The sequence below is a fragment of the Skermanella stibiiresistens SB22 genome (genome assembly GCF_000576635.1).
Lineage (GTDB): Bacteria > Pseudomonadota > Alphaproteobacteria > Azospirillales > Azospirillaceae > Skermanella > Skermanella stibiiresistens.
In genome coordinates this window covers 121798-142205 of record NZ_AVFL01000004.1, presented here as the reverse complement: position 1 = coordinate 142205, position 20408 = coordinate 121798, and the positions used below count along the sequence as shown (strand labels likewise).

At 67.3% G+C, this 20408-nt stretch carries 15 protein-coding genes; 11 read left to right on the top strand and 4 right to left on the bottom strand.

The window, feature by feature from the left end; genetic code table 11:
- Positions 1–306: 306 nt before the first annotated feature.
- Positions 307–2298, bottom strand: coding sequence for an asparagine synthase (glutamine-hydrolyzing) (asnB, locus tag N825_RS07345; protein ID WP_051511683.1), 1992 nt, complete (start codon positions 2296–2298; stop codon positions 307–309).
- 309 nt (positions 2299–2607) lie between these two features.
- Here asnB and N825_RS07340 point away from each other — a divergent pair, with 309 nt between their 5' ends.
- The 7 genes from N825_RS07340 (at position 2608) to lptE (ending at position 10883) form a co-directional block, all read left to right on the top strand.
- Positions 2608–3921 carry a flippase gene (locus tag N825_RS07340; RefSeq protein ID WP_037449083.1) on the top strand — a complete coding sequence of 438 codons (1314 nt, stop codon included), beginning with the start codon at positions 2608–2610 and terminating at the stop codon, positions 3919–3921.
- 71 nt (positions 3922–3992) lie between these two features.
- Positions 3993–4988, top strand: a complete 996-nt coding sequence (locus N825_RS07335) for an SDR family NAD(P)-dependent oxidoreductase (protein ID WP_037449080.1) — start codon at positions 3993–3995, stop codon at positions 4986–4988.
- 61 nt (positions 4989–5049) lie between these two features.
- Positions 5050–6096, top strand: coding sequence for an MraY family glycosyltransferase (locus N825_RS07330; protein ID WP_157619037.1), 1047 nt, complete (start codon positions 5050–5052; stop codon positions 6094–6096).
- Complete coding sequence (locus tag N825_RS07325) at positions 6096–7070, top strand: NAD-dependent epimerase/dehydratase family protein (protein WP_037449077.1); 975 nt, start codon at positions 6096–6098, stop codon at positions 7068–7070. Before N825_RS07330 ends, N825_RS07325 begins: the two co-directional genes overlap by 1 nt.
- 4 nt (positions 7071–7074) lie before the next feature.
- Entirely contained in the window at positions 7075–9063 is a 1989-nt protein-coding gene (locus N825_RS07320; protein WP_037449074.1) for a polysaccharide biosynthesis protein, read from the top strand.
- A gap of 30 nt (positions 9064–9093) precedes the next feature.
- Positions 9094–10290, top strand: coding sequence for an O-antigen ligase family protein (locus N825_RS07315; protein ID WP_037449072.1), 1197 nt, complete (start codon positions 9094–9096; stop codon positions 10288–10290).
- Between the two features lie 77 nt (positions 10291–10367).
- Complete coding sequence (gene lptE, locus N825_RS07310; protein ID WP_198038216.1) at positions 10368–10883, top strand: LPS assembly lipoprotein LptE; 516 nt, start codon at positions 10368–10370, stop codon at positions 10881–10883.
- Between the two features lie 366 nt (positions 10884–11249).
- Here the strand turns inward: lptE and N825_RS07305 are convergent, their stop codons facing one another.
- Entirely contained in the window at positions 11250–13526 is a 2277-nt protein-coding gene (locus N825_RS07305; protein ID WP_051511681.1) for an LPS-assembly protein LptD, read from the bottom strand.
- Positions 13527–13845: 319 nt separating this feature from the next.
- Between N825_RS07305 and N825_RS07300 the strand changes: the two genes are divergently transcribed.
- Positions 13846–14466 carry a LysE family translocator gene (locus N825_RS07300; protein ID WP_051511718.1) on the top strand — a complete coding sequence of 207 codons (621 nt, stop codon included), beginning with the start codon at positions 13846–13848 and terminating at the stop codon, positions 14464–14466.
- A gap of 116 nt (positions 14467–14582) precedes the next feature.
- Here N825_RS07300 and ahpD read toward each other — a convergent pair whose 3' ends face one another.
- Both ahpD and N825_RS07290 read right to left on the bottom strand, forming a co-directional pair.
- Positions 14583–15113: an alkylhydroperoxidase, AhpD family gene (gene ahpD / locus N825_RS07295; RefSeq protein ID WP_037449069.1), complete on the bottom strand. Its 531-nt coding sequence runs from the start codon at positions 15111–15113 to the stop codon at positions 14583–14585.
- Between the two features lie 131 nt (positions 15114–15244).
- A complete protein-coding gene (locus N825_RS07290) occupies positions 15245–15784 on the bottom strand; it encodes a peroxiredoxin (protein ID WP_037449066.1) in 540 nt (179 codons plus the stop codon).
- A gap of 129 nt (positions 15785–15913) precedes the next feature.
- Between N825_RS07290 and N825_RS07285 the strand changes: the two genes are divergently transcribed.
- From N825_RS07285 to N825_RS07275, 3 genes are all read left to right on the top strand, one after another.
- On the top strand, positions 15914–16834 hold the full coding sequence (locus N825_RS07285; protein ID WP_037449063.1) for a LysR substrate-binding domain-containing protein: 921 nt from the start codon (positions 15914–15916) through the stop codon (positions 16832–16834).
- Between the two features lie 275 nt (positions 16835–17109).
- Positions 17110–18417: a S8 family serine peptidase gene (locus N825_RS07280; RefSeq protein ID WP_037449060.1), complete on the top strand. Its 1308-nt coding sequence runs from the start codon at positions 17110–17112 to the stop codon at positions 18415–18417.
- Positions 18418–18469: 52 nt separating this feature from the next.
- On the top strand, positions 18470–20407 hold the full coding sequence (locus N825_RS07275; protein ID WP_157619036.1) for a hypothetical protein: 1938 nt from the start codon (positions 18470–18472) through the stop codon (positions 20405–20407).
- Position 20408 lies beyond the last annotated feature (1 nt).

Below are 20408 nucleotides of genomic sequence, written 5' to 3'. Positions count from 1 at the left end.
TCGTGGGGCTGGCCACGCACAGGAGACCTGCTGAACGTTCACTCGTGCCGAGCGAACCTGTCTCGTAAACAAAGTAGCCGAGCAGTTGGCATCAATCCCATAGCTAACCAGCACCACCAACCCCGTCAATTATCAAAGGGGCTTAATCTACCTGCCCTGACCGTCCATCCGTCTAAAAACAAAGGAAATATATCTTTTCGTCTAACCTCTAAAATTAAATGAATTAGAGTGTATTGATTACCACTTTTGATCACAGGAATTTGGAGTGGCCGGTTTTGTGCACCGGGATGACCCATCGCCGTGATGTCATCCGGCCACGGCCACTTGCGGCGGCATCGGCGGTTCGGTTCGCGACGCGGGCGTTCGATCCAGCCAACGCCGCCGCCACGCCTGGAACATCAACACACCCCAGAGCTTGTCCTGATGGTCGCGGCGGCCCTCGACATGCTCGGCCCAGCGCCGGCGGATCGGAGCCGGATCGAGCACGCCGCCCTCCTCCAGGCTCCGCTCGTCCAGCAAATCCTCCGCCCAGTCGCGCAAGGGGCCGCGCAGCCAGCCGTCGAGAGGAACGCTGAAGCCCATCTTGGGGCGCTCGACCAGCTCACGCGGGACGTGGCGGTACAGCACCTGGCGCAATAGCCACTTGCCCTGCCCGTCCCTGATCTTGAGATCGGCCGGCAGCCCCGCCGCGAACTCGACGACGCGGTGGTCCAGCAGGGGAACCCGAGCCTCCAATCCGACCGCCATGCTGGCTCGGTCGACCTTCGCCAGGATGTCGTCCGGTAGATACGTCATGGTGTCGACGAACTGCATGCGCCGGACGAAGTCGGGGATCTCGCCGGCGATGGACCGGTCCCACGGCAGCCCGCGTGGCTCGCTGGCTCCCCTGACGATGTCCTCCGGCGGGTCCCAGTGCGACAACAAGCCGCGATAGACCTCGTCCGGTCCCGACGCCGCCAGCAATTCGGCCAGCTTGAGCATCCGCCCACCCGCCCGTTCCGGCCGGACGCCCGCCGGAACCAGACCGAACACGCGGTCCCAGGCGCCCTCCGACAGGGAGGATAGGCCGCCCGCCGCCAAGTCCCGCAGCGCCCGCGGCATCCGCTCCAGCCGACGGCGGGCGGCGTCGGCCCAGAAATAGCGGTGATACCCCGCGAACAGCTCGTCGCCGCCATCGCCCGACAGCGCCACCGTGACGTGCCGCCGGGTCATCTCCGACACCAGGAAGGTGGGGATCTGGGAACTGTCGGCGAACGGCTCGTCGAACAGGTCCGGCAGCGTGGGAATCACGTTCTGGATGTGCTCCCGGCCGACATAAAGCTCGGTGTGGTCGGTTCCGAGATGCGCCGCCACGGCCTTGGCGTGGGTCGCCTCGTCATACCCAGCCACGTCGAACCCGATCGAGAAGGTCCGGACCGGGCGCCCGCTCCGGGCCCGCATCAAGGCGACGACGGTCGAGCTGTCGATGCCGCCGGACAGGAATGCGCCCAGCGGCACGTCGGCGACCATCTGACGGCCGATGGCGTCGCCGAGCAGTTCCTCAAGTTCGGCCACGGCCTCGGCCGGATCGCGCTCCCGTGGCGCCGTCCGGGCGATGGCGCGCATGTCCCAGTAGCGCGAGATCGCCGGTTCGCCGCCGGGCTCCCAGGTCAGGATCGATCCGGGCGGCAGCTTGGAGACGCCGCGGTAGATGGTGTGCGGCTCCGGCACGTAGTTGAACCGGAAATACGCCGCCAGCGCGCCGCGGTCCAGCTCCGGCGACCAGCCCGGATGCGCGCGCAGCGCCTTCAGCTCGGACGCGAACATCAGGCCACCAGAGGCGCCCGGACCGCCGATCCGCCCCCAGTACAGCGGCTTGACGCCGAGCTGGTCGCGCACCAGGATCAGCCGGCGGACCGCCTTGTCCCACAGCGCCAGGGCGAAGATGCCGATCAGCCGCCGCGCCGTCCGCTCGACGCCCCACAGGGCGCAGGCCTCGACCAGCACCTCGGTGTCGGACTGCCCACGGAAGCGGTGGCCGGCGGCTTCGAGTTCGGCCCGCAGCTCACGGTGATTGTAGATCTCGCCGTTGTAGGTCAGCACCAGCCGGCCGTCGGAGGACTCCATCGGCTGCCGTCCCAGGGGGGACAAATCGACGATCGCCAAGCGGCGGTGCCCGAACGCCACGCCCGTCGCGTCGTCGGTCCAGACGCCATCGCCATCGGGTCCGCGATGCGCGAGAGTGTCGGACATGGCCCGGACCAGCCCGGAGAGTTGCCGGCGACCGGTAGGTTCGACGAAACCGCAGATGCCACACACCCGAAACGCACTCCCCGCCGAATCCGTCACCATGACGGCCCATATCCATGACCGACAGCCAGTGGAATCACATAGAAAGCCCGGTGCCGGACTGGCAAGCGCAATCATCGGTTAGCGGGACCACCTTACGGATGACGATGGAAAAGGCGCCCAGCCGCATTGACTTCCCCCTTCGCGCGACAGCATTCTCCGCCGCGTGAGCTTCCGGCGGCGACGAAGGTTTTGGTTTTTTCGGTGGCACTTCGGCTTCCCTCCCTCTTGACGCGAAATTCCGCGTTCACGCGGCTCGTCCGGGGCGGTGGCGGGGTCATGGCGTTGAACGTCGCCGGCATGGCGCAGGCCCTCCTGCTCCAGGTCGTGCTGGCGCGCCTGCTTGGCCACGAGGGCTATGGGCATTTCGCCTACGTGATGGCCTGGATCAACATCCTGGTCTATGTCGCGGTGATGGGTCACGACACGCTGATGATGCGGGGCGTCGCCGCCCATCAAGCCCGGCAGGAATGGGGCCTGCTGGCGGGCGTCCTGCGCCATGCCGCGATCCTGGTCGGGACGCTCAGCATCGCGATCTCGCTGCTCGGCGCGTTCGTGATCACGCTCGACGACGGCGTCCACTCCACCCTGGCGGCGACTTTCCTGGCGGGGTTCGTGGTGCTGCCGCTGCTCGCCATGCTCCGGCTCAACGCCGCCGTCCTCTATGGCCAAGGCCGTGTCGTGCTGGGCACGGCGCCGGAGCGACTCGGACGGGATGCCGTGGTGCTGGCGCTGGTCGGTGTCGCGACCGCGTTCGCCGCGCATCTGACGCCGCCGGTGGTGATGGGTTTCGTGGCCTCGGGCGGCGCCAGCGCCCTGGCCCTGATCCTGTTCCTGCGACGGCGCTTGGCGGCATTTCCTGGCGACGCGCCTCCCGCCCAATATCGGCGGCGGGAATGGATGGTCTCGGCTTTCGTGCTGGGATTGACCGGCGGCAGCCAGTTGCTGCTCCAGCGCAGCGACGTGCTGATGATCGGCTGGCTGATGACCGCCGCCGACGCGGGCGTCTATGTCGTCGCCTGCAATGTCGCCGAACTGGTGCTGTTCCCCTATCTGGCGGTGGGCGCCATCGTCGGTCCCACCTTCGCGGCGCACCACGCTCGGAACGAGCGGGCCGAACTGGCGGCGTTCATGCGGACGACGACGCTGATGACACTGGCCGGCTCGCTGCTGATCGGCGTTCCGCTGATGGTGCTGGCGCCCTGGATACTGGGGTTGTTCGGGCCGGAATTCGTGGAGGGCGCCGGGGCCGCGCGCATTCTGATGCTGGGGATATGCCTTCGCACCGTGATTGGCCCCAGCCACCTGATGCTGACGATGACGGGGCATGAACGGCAGGCGATGTGGGCGCTGGGCTGCGCCGCCGCCGCCAACATCACGCTGAACCTCGTCATGATCCCGGCTTTCGGGATCGAGGGCGCCGCCGCCATGACCACCCTGTCGCTGCTCGGGAGCCAGATCGCCATGGCGGTGATGGCGTGGCAGCGGATCGGCATTCCGCCGCCACTGCTGCCGCGCCGGCTGGCCCCGATCCTGGCGCCCCGCGCGGTGGGGCGCCCGGGGGAGCGACGATTTGAATCGGAAGGGCTATGACGCAGTTGCGCTGGCACTGCCGGATCGTCTGGTCCATATAGCCGCCGTACGGAATTCCACCGAGGTCCTGGATGACGATCTTTCTAACCGGCGCCGCCGGCTTCATCGGCTCCCATGTCGCCGAAGCGTTGCTGTCTCGCGGTGAGCGGGTGGTCGGCATCGACAACCTGAACGACTACTACAGCGTCGACCTGAAGCGCGCCCGCCTGGCCCGGCTGAGCGGCCGGACCGGCTTCGACTTCATCGAAGGCGACGTGGCGGACCGCGCCGCGGTCGACGCGGCCCTGAAGCGGGCGGCTTCGCTGGGCGGTCCGGTCACCGGCATCGTCCATCTGGCGGCGCAGGCCGGCGTCCGCTACTCGCTCGAGAATCCGTACGTGTACGCCGACGCCAACCTGATGGGTCAGGTGGTGATGCTGGAGGCGACGCGCGGGCTCGACGCGCTGACGCATTTCGTCTACGCCAGTTCGTCGTCGGTCTATGGCGCCAACACCAAGCTGCCGTTCTCGACCGACGATCCGGTCGACCATCCGGTGTCGCTCTACGCCGCGACCAAGCGGTCGGGCGAGCTGATCGCCCACAGCTTCAGCCACATCCACAAGGTCCCGACGACCGGCCTCCGGTTCTTCACGGTCTATGGGCCGTGGGGCCGGCCGGACATGGCGGCCTATCTGTTCTGCGACGCGATCATGGCCGGGCGGCCGATCCGGGTCTTCAACGAAGGCCGGATGGAGCGCGACTTCACCTATATCGACGATATCGTGGCGGGCGTCCTGGCGGCGCTGGACCATCCGGCGGCGCCGGACGCCCGAGGCGTCCCGACCAAGCTGTACAATCTCGGCAACCACAAGTCGGAGAGCCTGCTGCGCTTCATCGAGGTGATCGAGCGGGCGCTGGGGCGAACCGCCCTGAAGAGCCTGGAGCCGATGCAGGCGGGCGACGTGCCGGCGACCTACGCCGACATCGAGGCCACCCGGCGCGATCTCGGCTTCGACCCCGCCACCCCGATAGAAGTGGGTATCCCGAAGTTCGTCGCGTGGTACAAGGACTATCACGGTATCGCCTGATCGCCTTGACCATCTCTGGACGTTCGCTTGAAAACACGCGGCGTCGCGCCCGGATACCCTGATGCCGAATGACTTGATGCCGAATACCCCGATGTTCGACACGATCGGTCTGTTCGAGATCGCGCTCTTCTTCGGCGTCACCGTCCTGTCCCACATGGCGACGGGGGTGGCGCTCCATTATCTTCGACGGAACGCGATCCTCGACCATCCGAACGAACGCAGCAGCCACAAGATACCGACGCCGCGCGGCGGTGGCTGGGGCATCATGGCGACCCTGCTGCCAGCGCTGGTCCTGATCGGCTGGATCATCGGCTCCTTCGAGCGGATCGCCCCTGTGCTGGCGGGCGCCGTCATCCTGATCGCCGTGTCCTGGATGGACGATCGGAGGAGCCGGTCGGCGCTGTTCCGGCTGGCGGCGCAGGTCTGCGCGGTGGCGCTCGGTCTGGCCGCCCTGCCGGGTCATGACATGATATTCCAGGGATGGCTGCCGCCGTGGCTGGACCGGCTGGCGGCGGCGGTCTGCTGGCTGTGGTTCGTCAACCTGTTCAACTTCATGGATGGGATCGACGGACTGGCGGGCAGCGAGGCGGTTTCCATCGGCGCCGGACTGGCGGTGGTCGCGGTCATGGCGGGGCTTGGCGTGGTGCCGCTCTGGCTCGCCCTCGCCTGCGCCGGGGCCGCCTTGGGGTTCCTCGGCTGGAACTGGCATCCGGCGCGGGTCTTCATGGGCGATGTCGGCAGCGTGCCGCTGGGATACCTCCTGGGCTGGCTCCTGCTGGCGACCGCCGGCGCCGGACAATGGACCGCTGCGGTCCTGATCCCGCTGTATTTCCTGGCCGACGCCACGCTGACGCTGCTGCGCCGATTGATCGCGGGCAAGAAGATCTGGCAACCCCACCGCGAGCACGCCTATCAGCGCGCCGTGCAGGCCGGCCGCCGCCATTCCGAGGTGGTGCTATGGGTGATCGCGGCCAACGCCTGCCTGATCGCGCTGGCCGCCTTGTCCGTCCCGGTCGGCTGGCTGGCCTTGCCGCCGGGAGTCTTGATCGTGCTGGCCCTGCTGGTCCTGCTGTCCCGCCCGGTCCGGGTGCCGGTGGGAGGCGCGTGATGCGGATCCTGGTCACGGGAGCGACCGGCTTCGTCGCCTCGGCGCTGATCCCGATCCTGCGGGGACGAGGTCACGCGGTCCGCGCCGCCGTCCGGCGCGCGGGTGCGCGGCCGGTGGCGGATACCGTCGTGGTCGGCGACATCGGTCCCGAGACCGATTGGCGCGAGGCTCTGGCCGGGATGGACGCGGTCGTCCATCTGGCCGCCCGCGTCCATCAGGCGGAGGAACCCGCCGACGACGCCGAGGCGCTGGCGCTCCACCGCCTCGTCAATGTCGAGGGCACCCGGCGTTTGGCTGAATCGGCGGCGGCCGCGGGTGTCCGCCGGATGGTGCTGGTCAGCACGATCAAGGCGGTGACGGAGAACGGCGCGGAACGGCCGGTGACCGACGCGACGGTGGAGGCCCCGACCTCCCCCTATGGCGTCTCCAAGCTGGAAGCCGAGCGGGCCTTGATGGAGGTCGCGGCCCGGACCGGGCTGGAGGCCGTCGTGGTGCGGCCGCCGCTGGTCTATGGCGCGGGGGTCGGCGCCAATTTCCTCCGCTTGCTGGAACTGTGCCGGCGCGCCCCGCCGCTGCCATTCGGCGCCATCCGCAACAGGCGCAGCCTGATCCATGTGGAGAACCTGGCGGGCGCCATCCTGTCCTGCGTCGAACATCCGGCGGCACCGGGGCACCGGTTCCTGGTCCATGACGGCACGGCGCTGTCGACTCCCGACCTGATCCGGACGCTGGCCCGCGCCCTTGGCCGGCCGGCGCGGCTGTTCGCGGTGCCGCCGGCACTGCTCGGCGCCGCGTTGAGGCTGATCGGGCGGGGCGACGCCTTCGACCGGCTGGCGGCCTCGCTCGAACTGGACGACCGCGCCATTCGCGACACCTTGGGCTGGCAACCGTTTTGGTCGCAGGAAGACGCCTTGCGCGTCACCGCCGAATGGTTCAATGCTTCCGCCGATTCAAAAAAGAACGGCGCCAGTTGACCTGATGAAATTCGATCGAGCCGGGCTCGCGTATCTGCACGACATCCTGATGACGGGCATCGCCTTCGTCGCGGCGTTCTATCTGCGCGTCGGCGGCGACCTGCTTGGATATCACTTCGAGGGCCTGGTCCAAGGCCTGCCGGTGGTCATGCTGACCGGCGCCATCACCTACCGCCTGTTCGGCCTGTACAGGGGGATCTGGCGCTACGCGTCGGCGCCCGACCTGATCCAGGTGACAAAGGCCGCCACCATCGTCTCGGTCGTCTCGGTCCTGCTGCTGTTCCTGCTGACCCGGCTGGACACCATTCCCCGCTCCATCCCGGTCATCCAGTGGTTCGTGCTACTGTTCCTGCTGGGAGCACCCCGCTTCGGCTATCGGCTGTTCAAGGACCGCCATCTGGCATTGTCGGAGTTCTCGCGGGGGGAATACCGGGTGCCGGTGCTGCTGGTCGGCGCCGGCGATGGCGCGGACCAGCTGATCCGGGCACTGTCGCAAGCGCCCCAGGCGGCCTACCGCGTCGTCGGCGTCCTGGACGACAAGGGCGGCAGGATCGGCAGGTCGATCCGCGGCGTTCCCGTGCTCGGCGGGATCGACGACCTGATGGGCGTGGTCGAGTCCCTGCACCGCCGCGGCGTCAAGCCGCAAAGGCTGATCGTCACCAAGCCGGAGAACGAACACGACGGCGACCTGATCCGCCGGCTGCTCGACATCGCCGAACCGCTCGGATTGCCACTCAGCCGGCTGCCCAACCTGACCGAATTCAAGGACGCGCTGGGCGCCGGCAAGATCGAGCTGCGGCCGATCGCGGTCGAGGATCTGCTGGGCCGGCCCCAGACCGTGCTGAACCGCGACGCCATCAGTGGCCTGATCGCGGGCCGTCGCGTGCTGGTGACGGGAGCCGGCGGCACCATCGGCAGCGAGCTGACGCGCCAGATCGCGGCGCTTGGCCCGGCCGAACTGACCTTGGTCGACGCCGGGGAGTTCAACCTCTACACGATCGACGGCGAGATCCGGGGCCACTACCGCGACCTCGCCTGCCACAGCGTCATCGCCGATGTCCGCGACCGCGCCCGGGTGCTCCGCCTGTTCCAGGACATGACGCCCGAACTGGTGTTCCACGCGGCCGCCCTGAAGCATGTCCCGCTGGTCGAGGCCAACCCCGAGGAGGGCGTGCTGACCAACGCGATCGGCACCCGCAACGTCGCCGACGCGGCCCGCGCGGTCGGCACGCGGGCGATGGTGCTGATCTCCACCGACAAGGCGATCAACCCCAGCAGCGTGATGGGCGCCACCAAACGCGCCGCCGAATCCTATTGCCAGTCGCTCGACTTGGCGCCCATCACCGCACCTGTCCTCGATGGTCTCGATCAGGCCGCCGATCGCGGCGCCTGCATGGGTGGAACACGGTTCATGACCGTCCGGTTCGGCAATGTGCTGGGGTCCAGCGGCTCGGTCGTCCCGCTATTCCAGCGCCAACTGGCGGCGGGCGGGCCCCTGACCGTGACCCACCCGGACATGCGCCGCTATTTCATGACGGTGCGCGAGGCGGTGGAACTGGTGCTGCAGGCCTCGGCATATGGGTCCGCCCATCCGCAGGGGCGCGGCAGGATCTTCGTGCTCGACATGGGAGAGCCGGTCAAGATCGTCGATCTGGCGCGCAACATGATCCGGCTGGTCGGCCTGCGGCCCGACCAGGACATCAAGATCGAGTTCACCGGCCTGCGTCCCGGCGAGAAGCTATTCGAGGAACTGTTGTCCGAGGGCGAGGCGCCGACCCGGACCACCGCCGACGGCGTCTTCCAGGCCTCGCCGCGGGTGATCGACCACGGCGTCATCAAACGGCTCCTCAACGAGTTGGAACTCGCGGCGCGGGCGAACGACCGGATGAGGACGCTGGCCACCCTCCGCACCCTGGTTCCCGACTTCGCCCCGGAGCGCGACCTGGACTCCACGCCGATCAACCAGCCACGCCAGGAACTGGGCTCCCCCTGACATGCCCCCCCCTGACAAGATGGGCCAGCCATGCTGAGGCCCGCCGTTCCGGCGCGCTTCGCGACCGTGTTCCTGATCACGCTGCTGCTGGCGCCGCTGATCTCCGTCACCGTGCCGCGCGGGTTGGCTCCGCTGACGATCGCCGGCTCCATCATCGGCACGGTGATCTTCCGCGTCGAGACGGGGCGCTGGCCGGTGCCGCCGACGCGCTGGATGATCATCGTCGGCGCGTTCCTGATTTATGGCGCCCTGACCGCGCTGTGGAGCATCCGCCCCGGCCAGAGCCTGCGCCAAGTCTGGGATCTGTCCTACGCGCTGGTGCCGGCATTGCTGCTGGGCACGGCGGTCACCGGCACCAGCCCGCTGGACGACCGGCGCGCCGGCTGGTTCCTGCTGGCCTACGCGGCGGCGGTGATCCTGCTCATGCTCGATCTGCTCCACGGCTTGCCGATCTACCAGCTGATGCGGGGCTGGCCGCGGCACGACCTCGACCTGGAGGGAGCGCTGATCAACCGGAACATGGTGGCGATGGCCGCCCTGTGCTGGCCAGCCTGCCAAGTCTTCTGGCTGCGCCGCCATTGGGCCGCGACCGCCCTGCTGCCGGTCGCGATGATCGTTCTGGTGATGGGCGGGCAGAGCGAATCGGCGATGGTCGGGCTGCTGATCGGCCTGATCACGCTGGCGGTCGCCCTGGTGGCGCCCACGCTGACCCGGCATCTGTTGGGCGTCGGGTTCGTCATCACCTTCTTCGCGACCATTCCGGCCATGGAATGGCTTTACGGCCTGAACCTGATCGACCGCGGCACCCTGCCCTTCTCGTTCCTGCACCGGATCGAAATCTGGCACTTCGCGTCGAACCTCGTGTTCGAGCGCCCGCTGCTGGGCTGGGGGCTCGACGCGTCGCGCTCGCTGGCCGAGAACGTCAACCTGGACCGAGGCGGCTATAGTTTTCCGCTGCTGCCGATCCATCCGCACAACGCCATCCTCCAGATCTGGCTGGAGATGGGCTTCATCGGCGTCTGCATCGCCATCGCCGCAGGACTGACCGTGCTGCGCGACATCGGACGCCTGCCGCGCGAGAGCCAGCCGGTGGCGCTCGCCGCCTTCGCCGGCGCGCTCGCCATGATCTCGGTCGCCTATGGCATCTGGCAGCTCTGGTGGCTGGGCGCGCTGTTCCTGTCGATGCTGGCGATCCACGCGCTTGCGCGTCAGCATCGAGTTGGATAGCTTCGGCCCAGCGCCCCGCCGCTCCGGGATCCGCGGTTCAAGTCATTTCATCCAGTGAATTCGTCAGGTGGCAGATGGTGTCGAACAAGACAAACCCGCTCGCACGGTGGGGCACCCTGCTCTGTCTGATGCTGCTGCCCGCCTGCGGCTACCAGCCGCTCCATGGCGCCAGCGCGCCCGCCGCCCACGAATTGACGCTGGTTCAGGTCAACAACATCCCGAACCGGCTGGGGCAGCAGCTGCGCAACAGCCTGATAGACCGGTTCTACCGTGATGGCAGACCGGCGGCGCCGGAATACACGCTCGACATCGGCCTGAGCCCGTCGATCGCCAAGCTGGGCATCGCGCTGGACGACAGCGCCACCCGCGCCGAGCTGACCGTGCTGGCGAACTATACCTTGAGGAACGCGCAGGGTGCCGCCGTGCTGTCGGGCACGACCACCTCGGTCAGCAACTTCAACATCCTGCTGAGCCAGTACGCGACACTGATCGGCGAACAAGACGCCTACGACCGCAGCGTCAGCCAGATCTCCGAGGACATCACCCGCCGTTTGTCGCTGTACTTCAACCGCGATCCCGTCAAGCCGAGCTGAGCCAGGGGCGGGGCGGACTGGAGTTCCTGGATGCCAGTCCTGAGGTATTCGACGCGCTATCGGGCATCACCCGCGCCTGTCGTGGTGTAACGGGACTTGATCCGATAGGCGCCGACCTAGGTGTGCCGTTCACGCCCTACGGGTTTCATCCGCTCTTTTTCGGCATGACCGGACTTGATCCGGTCATCTCCAAGCATCCGATGATGCGGTGACTTCAATCTTGAGTTCCGATTTCATCCGCGAATCTTCCGAGGACAGATAATCGGATCAAGTCCGGGTATGACGAGATGAGGAGTGGTGGACCTTAGGTCAGCACTCGCGGATTGAAGTCGAAACCTCTTTCCCGCGCCGTCCCCGCTCTCCCGATCACTGGGTCGACGCGGTGGAGGAACTGCTGAGGATCGGCGCTTCGACTTCGCCCAGGTTACGGAACACCAGACGGAAGTAGATCGAGTCGCCGCCTTCCTCGCCGGAGCGCACGGTGTTGTCGCGCGAGCCGATGATCTGGAAGGTGAAGCACTCGTCGCTATAGGTCAGCGAGGCGCTGGTGCTGCGCAGCTGGTTCTCCTCCGCCTGGAGGTCGCGGCTCTGGGCGACGGCGGCGGACCAATGCTGGGAGAAGGACGAGCTGAGCGAGGTGGTCAGGTATTCGCGCCGCGTCGCGGTCTGGCCGCTGGTCGGCCGGTCGCGATAGTAATAGTTGGCGCTGGCCCGCAGGATGGGCGCGCCGGCGCTGATCCGGAACTGCTGAACCTGGGCCTCCAGGTCATTCTCCGCGAGCTGGAAGTTGTACTGAAGGTCCAGATAGGGGCCGGGCTGGATCCGGATGCTGCCGACGATGTCCGACGAGTTCTCGCCAAGGCCGGATGCCGCCAGCGTCTCGTTGTTCTCGGAGAACTGATAGCTCTGCCCCAGGAAGAATTCGGATGAGCCGCCGCCGAAGCCATAGAAGCCGGTGTTGACGCCATAGGTGACGCGGGTGCCCGAGTCGAGCCGGTCGACTCCGGGAAAGCGGTTGGCGCGGAACAGGTTGTAGGGGGTCAGCTCGATGTCCTGGCTGTCCTCGTTCGGTATGTCGTCCTGGTCGTCGAGGGCCGGCGACGTGGTGAACGACACGATCGGCTCGATCACGTGCTGGACCGATCCGATCTGGCGCGCGATCGGATAGCGCATCGAGATCTGTCCCTGCGGGAACAGCCGGAAATCGGTGGAGCTATCCTCCCGCCCGCTCGGATCGTCGGCGCGCACATAATCGGTCGCGTAATAGGCGTCGCCGCGCAAGGTGCCGCTGACCGTGGTGATCAGACCGGCGTCGGCGACGAACTCGCGCTGCCAGCCCGCCTCGATCGAGGTCCGCTGGGTGTCGCGGCCCTCCGGACGCTGCAAGCCGACGAGTCCCAGGTCCAGCGACCACCGTCCGCCCAGTGCCGCGCCGGGCTCGCCCAGGAACTGCGCCTCGGCCAGCGGGATGACATAGGGCTCGTTCTCGTAGATGTCGCGCAGGTCGTCGAACCGATAGGCGTTGGCGACGGCGTAGTTGCGTCCCTGGAACCCCTCCACGAAGGCGCGACTGGTCAGGATGTCCTCGGAGCTGATCCGGTAGCGGCGCAGGTAGGACCGGTCGGAGGTCTGCTGGACGTCGAATCCCGCCCGCCACGTCTCGTCCAGATTGAACAAGCCGTTGCCGAACAGATGGCCGCGCCAGCGGTCCTCCTTGACCTCGCCGGAGTTGGTCGTCCGGTCGGCGTTGACGAGGCTGCCATCCAGGAACAGGCGGCCGTTCTCGAACCGCTGGCGCCATTCGCCGCGGACCTGGAGCCCGTCCTCCGTGCTGAACAGCGGCGTGATCGTCGCGTCCATGTCCGGGGCGATCGACCAGTAATAGGGCACTGACGCGAAGGTCCCGAGCCGGCCGCCATAGCCGAACACCGGGCTCAGGAAGCCGCTCTTGCGGTCGACCGACGGATCCGGGTGTGAGAAATACGGGGTGTAGAGCACCGGGACCCCGAACATCTCCAACCGGGCGTCACGGTAGATGACCTCCTTCGCCTCGCGGTCGTGGACCACGCGGTTGGCGCGCAGCTGCCACAGGGGCGCCCGGGTCGGGTCGTCGGCGCACAAGTCGCAGGGCGAGTAGACGGCCCGGTTGATCCGCATGTAGCGCCCGCCGTCGGTCCGCTCGGCCTCCGTGCCCGCCACCCGCGAGTTGTCGCTCAGCAAGCTGCGGACCTGACGCACGAATCCTTGCGCCATGTCATCGGTCAGTTCGGCGTATTCGGCGAAGACGACATCGCCGCTCGGCTCCAGCATGCGGATATTGCCGGTGGCGGTGACCACGCGCGTCTTCTCGTTGAACGAGACGCGATCGGCCAGCAGCAGGCGGTCGCCCTGGGCCAGTTCCACGTCGCCGGAGGCGGTGACGAGGCCGAGGGTTTCGTCATAGGTCAGCTCGTCGGCGTTCAGCAGCACCGGCTGGTCGTTCTTGCCGGCCTGGGCCCCGCCGGTCTGGGCCAGCGCCGCGGAGGAACCGGCCGCCACGGCGATCCCCAGCGCCAGCAGGCCGCCCCGCAAACCGGCACGGGCCCCGCCGCGCGGTGCCTTGCGCCGCCCCCGCTTGGAACGCTTCGAACCCTGATCCGGCAAGGAGAAATCTCGCACAAAAATACCCTTCGAAGCGGCCCCGGGGGAGCGCTCCACAGTGGAGGCGGATGGCTGGCGATGGGACTTGGTCCGCGGCCCTGTACCGTTCCCCTGATTAATCGAAGGCCACGCGGGAGGCAAGCCGGATTGGACCGGCCAACGGTACAAAGGTCACAGGTGCGGTGTTCCGGCAACCCTTTGCGGATCCCATCGCTTGCAATGGGGGTTTAACGCCGCGGCGGACAATCCTCCATTCCGCTTCACCGGTTGGCTGGGCATACTCCGCCGCGTCGCGCCTCGAGGGTATTTGGGAGTTCGGTTGGTGGAGTATTTGGCGATCCTGGCGCGCGGCATCCTGATCGGCGTGGCCGTGGCGGCGCCGGTCGGCCCCATCGGGCTGCTGTGCATCCGCCGCACGCTGCAAGGCGGCGTCCGGATGGGTTTCGTCACGGGACTGGGCGCCGCGGTGGCCGACGGGATGTTCGGCGCCGTGGCGGCCTTCGGCGTCCAGTTCGTGACAGAGTGGCTGACGGGGCACCAGACGACCTTCAAGCTGGTGGGCGGCGCCGTCATGCTGGCGATCGCCATCAGGGATTTCACATCCCCGCCGCATCCGCGCGAGATCAACCGAGACATCCGGACGGTGCTGGGCGGGTTCGCGGTCGGCCTGGGGCTGACCCTGACCAACCCCATCACCATCTTCGGCTTCGTCGCGATCTTCGCCGGCCTGGGCCTGGGCGGCGACCTGACCAGCGACTACGAGGCGGGCGTCCTGGTGCTGGGCGTCTTCCTGGGGTCGGTCCTCTGGTTCCTGACGCTCTGCGCCGGCGTCGCACTGCTGCGGCACAAGATCTCGGACAGGATCTTCAAGCGGATCAACCAGGGGGCCGCGGTATTGCTGGCCGGCTTCGGCGTCTACGCCGTGGCCAGCGCCTTCGGGTGACCGGGTGGCTGTGCTGGTGGCTGGACTTGGGAGCGGATACGAAAAAGGCGCCGGCCGCCGATGCGGTCCAACGCCTTTTTCGGAACGTCCCGGCCGGGCCGGAGACGCGCGGCCGATCAGGCCAGCGCGTTCTCGCCGTCGATGACGGCCGCGACCGCGTGGATCACCGAGGCGATCCGGATCACGTCCTGCACGGACTCCTTGGAGACGCCCTTCTTGACGACCTCGTGCTCGTGGCTCTCGATGCACATGCCGCAGCCGTTGACGGCCGACACGGCGAGCGACCACAATTCGAAATCGATCTTGTCCACGCCCGGATTGCCGATGATGTTCATGCGCAGCCGCGCCGGCATCTGGGCATAGTCCTTGGTCGCGGACAGGTGGACGAATCGGTAGTAGATGTTGTTCATGCCCATGATCGCCGCGGCGGCCTTGGCACCGTTCAACGCGGCCGGCTCCAGGTGCTGTCCGGCATCGGCGACGATGGCGCGGATCACATCGGGCTGGCGCGACGCGAGGGCGGACGCGACGGCGGTACCCCAGGCCTGCTGCGGTGTCAGGTTGGGCGTGTTGAACACGCCGGACAGGTTCAGCTTCAGGTCCTTGGCGTAATCGGGCAGCTTGCCCTTCAACGCTTCAATAGACATGGCAGGCGATTCCTAAGGTGCGGACAGTGACGTGTGGTTTTGGGAGTCGTGTTTTCCGATCGGCTCCCACCGGCCAAGGCCGACGGGCGCCCTGGGGACGCCCGCCGATCGGACCTCGTATCGGATGGGGATCAGGCCGCCTGAAGCGTGTCCTGGCCCTTCTGCCAGTTGCAGGGGCACAGCTCGTCGGTCTGCAGGGCGTCCAGAACGCGCAGGACTTCCTGCGGGTTGCGGCCGACCGACAGGTCGTTGACCGAAGCGAAGCGGATGATGCCCTCGGGGTCGACGATGAAGGTGGCGCGCAGGGCCACGCCTTCGGTCTTGTCCAGGACGCCCAGCTCGGTGGTCAGCTCGCGCTTGATGTCGGCCAGCATCGGGAACGGCAGGTCGCGCAGGTCGTCGTGGTGGACGCGCCAGGCGTGGTGGACGAACTCGCTATCGGTCGAGGCGCCGAGAACCTGGGTGTCGCGATCGGCGAACTCGCCGTTCAGCTTGCCGAAAGCGGCGATCTCGGTCGGGCACACGAAGGTGAAGTCCTTCGGCCAGAAGAACACGACCAGCCACTTGCCGCCGAACGACTTGTCGGTCAGCTGCGCGAAGGCGTCCTTCATATCGGTGGAAACGACGGCCTTGAGGTCGAAAGCGGGGAATTTATCGCCGACAGTAAGCATGAAACTCGCTCCGATTGTTGCGGTGCACTAGGATTATTGCGGTGCACTAAATTCGAACAGTTCCAAAACTGGCGGCAGGCCCATGATAAATCCAATCACTTTTTCTGACCACTGTGATAGGACGGGCCAATGAGTCACGCCATCACGCTAAAGCAGCTGCGCTATCTGGTGGCCGTCGCCGACACCCTCCATTTCGGCAAGGCGGCCGATGCCGCGAACATCAGCCAGCCCAGTCTGTCCGCCCAGATTCAGCAATTGGAAGAAGCACTTGGCACCCAGTTGGTGGAGCGCACCAAGCGCCGCGTGATGCTCACCGCGATCGGCTCGGAGGTAGCGGAACGGGCCCGCCGCATCCTCGCCGAGGTGCGCGACCTGACCGACAGCGCGCAGGGGGTCTCCCCCCCGCTGGCGGGAGACCTGCGACTAGGTGTCATACCCACGGTCGGCCCTTATCTGCTTCCCAGGGTGCTTCCATCGCTGCGCCGCACATATCCGGAGCTTCGACTCTACCTGCGGGAGGACCAGACCGAGCGACTCGTGGAGCGGCTGAAAAGCGGCGATCTGGACACGCTGCTGCTCGCCATGCCGGTGTCCGAACCGTCGTTCGAGTCGGAACCCCTGTTCGATGAGAACTTCGTGGTGGCGGTTCCCGCCGGACACCGTCTGGCCGCCCGCAACCAAGTCAGCGAATCGGACCTGCGCGACGAGCAGGTGCTGCTGCTGGAGGAGGGCCATTGCTTCCGCGATCAGGCGCTGGCGGTGTGCGGCCACCGCCGCGCGCGCGACCGCGATAGTTTCGCCGCGACATCGCTGGATACCCTGCGTGAAATGGTCGCGAGCCGGATCGGCGTCACCCTGCTGCCGGCCCTGTCGGTGACCGGCGTCAGCCTGCCCGGCGGAGCGGTCGAGATCCGGCCCTTCGCTCCCCCCAGCCCGTCGCGCCGCGTGGCGCTGGTCTGGCGCCGGGAAGCCGCGCGCGGCCGCGAGTTCAGGGTGCTGGCGGAGTTCCTGCGCGACAACCTGCCGGTGGGAGCCGAGGCGGTCCGCTGAACCGGTCGCACTCGCGGCGCACGAACTGCCGACATCCTTCAGCATTCAGGCGGACACAGAACAGTCCAGCCAAAGACTCCACTTGACTGAAATCTCTATTACTTTATGTTTGAAGAGGTATTAAGTACAGCATAAGCATATCATCGTATTCGTTTCCGATGAAGTCGATCAATGTTCACTTCATTTCAAACCTATTAGTCACGATCCCTCCTATTTCTCCCTTTTGATTCTTTCCAAGTTTCGGCGCCCGCGCGCCGGAGCCGCCAGGATCACCCATGAAGCCGCATCTGATCATCAGGCTCGTTCCCCAGGCGGCGTCGGCGACGGCGACGGCGCCCGCTTGGAGCGACGCGGTGCGCGACAAGAGCGGCGTCGGCTCCCGGCTGCATCCCGAGATCGACCGCGTGTTCGACCGCCATCGCGTCGGCGTCTTGGTGACGGCGGAATACCGTCCGCGCGACCGTTCCGGCACATGGTCGGCGCAGGAACTGGAAAGTGGCTTGAACAGGGTCTACCGCGTCGTGCTCAACGACGACAGGCGGCCGCCGCCGGACCTCCTGAGGGACTTGGCGGCGCTGCCCGTCGTCGAGTCGGTCCGCCCCGGCCTTGTGGCGCGGGCGGAGTTGCCGCGGGCCTCGGCCCTGTCGGGCGGTGACCGGACCGGCGAGGCGGCCAGGACCGCGATCGGGCTCGACGAGACGCGCGACTACTCGCGCGGCGATCCCCGGATCCTGGTAGCGGTGCTCGACACCGGGATCGCCCTCGACCATCCGGAATTGGCCGGAGCGTTGCGGCCGGGCCGCGACTTCGTCGATATCCTCGATGGGGCCGGCCAGTTCGTCGGCGACTATCTCGGCGCCGATGACGTCCCCGACGACGAGGTCGGGCACGGGACCCATGTCGCCGGCATCATCGCGGGCCGCGGCATCAGGATGCCGGCCGGCGTCGCGCCGCGCTGCTCTGTCCTGCCCGTGCGCGTGCTGGGCGCCATGGAGAAGGCTGGCAAGCGGTTCGGGGCCGGCTTGCTGGACAACATCAACAGCGCCGTCAAATGGGCGGTGGACCAGGGCGCCGACGTCATCAACATGAGCCTTGGCGTGCGCCACGAGGGCGGTGGGCTGCCCCATCGCGAGGTGGTCGACTACGCCCGCCGCCATGGCGTCACCATCGTGGCGGCGTCGGGCAACGATGGCCAGCGCCAGCTCTACTATCCCGGCGCCCTGCCCCACGTGATCGCCGTCGGCGCCGCCGACGACAAGGGCCGGGTCGCCTCGTTCTCGACCTTCGGCGACCAGGTCAGCCTGATAGCGCCGGGCGTGGACATCTACAGCACGTATCTGGAGCATGGCTATGCCTTCTCCACCGGCACCTCCCACGCGGCGCCGTTCGTCGCGGGCGCCGCCGCGCTGCTGAAATGCCATGCCCGCTCGCTCGGGCGCCGGTTGACCGACGGTCAAGTCAAGCACGTGCTCAAACACACCGCCGACAAGGTGGGCCGGGAGTTCAAGGACCCCAAGGCCGGCTTCGGCATGCTCAACCTCCGGGACGCGCTCCGCCTCCTGGATCATCGACTGGGTGCCTGATGGCCCGAGGGAAACCGGCGCCCCATCCCGCCAGACACGAGGAGACGTGAAGGTGATCGCCGCCATATTGGACAACACCTCCGTGCTGGCCGACAGCCGGACCCGCCTGATCGCGATCGAGCCGAGGCTGCGCCTGCCCGATCCCCTGGCGCTCAAGGCCCAGGCGGCACTCCGCGACGCCTACGCCGCCCAAAGCGTCAAATCCAGCCCGCTGCCCGACATGACACGGCTCAAGGCCGCGCTGACCAAGGCGAAGGAACGGATCAAGGTCGCCACCGCGGCGCTCGGCAAGCTCCCCGCGTCCAGCCCCGGCATCTCCCCGGAAGCCAAGTTCCCGGATCCGTCCAACGACGTCCCGGTCGGTTCCGACGACCAGCGCCGGAAGCTGACCCTGGAACTGGAGGACGCCAAGGCCGAAGCCCTGAAAGCCGAGGATGCACTGTTCCAGGCCGACAGCCAGGACAGCAACGCGGAGAAGCTGTTCGACCACGTCCGACAGGCCGGCATCTATCCCAGTATCCTCAAGCTGACCGCGGCGCTCAACGGCTCCAACCTGCCGGCGGCGACCCGGCTGATCCTGTCGACCCCCGGAGTCTACGAGTACCTGCTGCTCAAGCTGCTGACGGAGGACAACGCCGACCCGCACGACACCGAGGGATTGCGCCAAGCCATCCTGATCGGCGCCTCGCAGGAGCCGTCGGCCAAGTTCTTCGCCGCCCTGGTCGGCTTTTACTCCAAGGAGGCGCGCCTCTCGCTCGACCAGAGGACGCTGGACCTCCTGGCGCTCAACGCCGCCAACATGAACATCCCGCTGGGCCCCGCCGGCAAGATCAAGACGGTGCTGAACGGCCTGCTGGAGCAGATCAACGACATCGGCCTGCTGCCGTCATACGTCGCCCGCTACGCCAGCCGGGGCGAGATCTCGCCGACCCGGTTCACGCCGGACATCCGCGACCGGATGGTCGCGATCCTGGGCGATTTCGACCTCCAGCTGACCGCCACCGCATTCGACGCCGGCAAGTTCGACGAGTATTTCGCGCTGGCCTACCGCGAGGCGCTGCAGTCGTCGCGACGCGGCGAGGACCCGATCGACCTCAAGATGGGCAAGGGTCAGCTCGGCGCCTGGGATTTCCAGGTCGACACCTTCGAGAACGCGCAGGAGCAAGGCGTCGTCAAGGACAACATCCTGGCCGCCAGCGTCCTCTACTATGTCTACGTGCTGGGCGACGTGCTGGGCGTCTTCCAGTTCGCCGACGCGCTCCTGCTGCGCCGGGCCAAAGGGCGGCTGGATCTCAGCCGCGCCGCCGGCACCAAGCTGCACGCCTACAAGCTTCGCCGCAACGACCGCATGTCGGTCGACGAACGCGCCCATTTCTACCGCCGCGCGCTGAACATGGGCGAGGGACAGGTGCTCGACGGCACCATCGTCAACGAGGATTTCCCCCAGCTCTGGCACGGGCTGATGAAGGAGGTCGCGGACAACATCCGCAAGAACGAGGAGAACAGCGCGGCCGAGGAGAAGGCGTCGCGCGCCTCGATCGAGGAGGCGATCCGGCTGCTGCAATACAACCTGTCGACCCACATGGGCGACATGGAACTGGATGTCCAGGAACTCTACAGCCAGTTCGACGAGGCCAAGGACCTGCTGTCCGATCCCGAGGTCATCGCCTCGGTCGGCGGTGGCCGCCGCCAGAACATGTGGACCCTGATGGAACGCATCGCGGCGGAGGACTTCGACAGCCAGATCAACGTCGCGGCGCTCCGCACGCTGGGCGTCGAGGGCTGGCGCATCCTCCAGTTCGTGGCCTCGTTCGATGGACCGGCCCCGGACGAGGAATTCGGTTCGTTCCGAAAGTCCTGCGAGTCGTGGATCATCGCGCAGGCCGCCGTCGGCGACATGGCGGGACCCGGCTCCGGCGATGGGGACGAGGAAGACGAGGATGATTTCGGCGATCCGGCGTCGGATGGCGGGGAGGATGAGGACTGGTAGG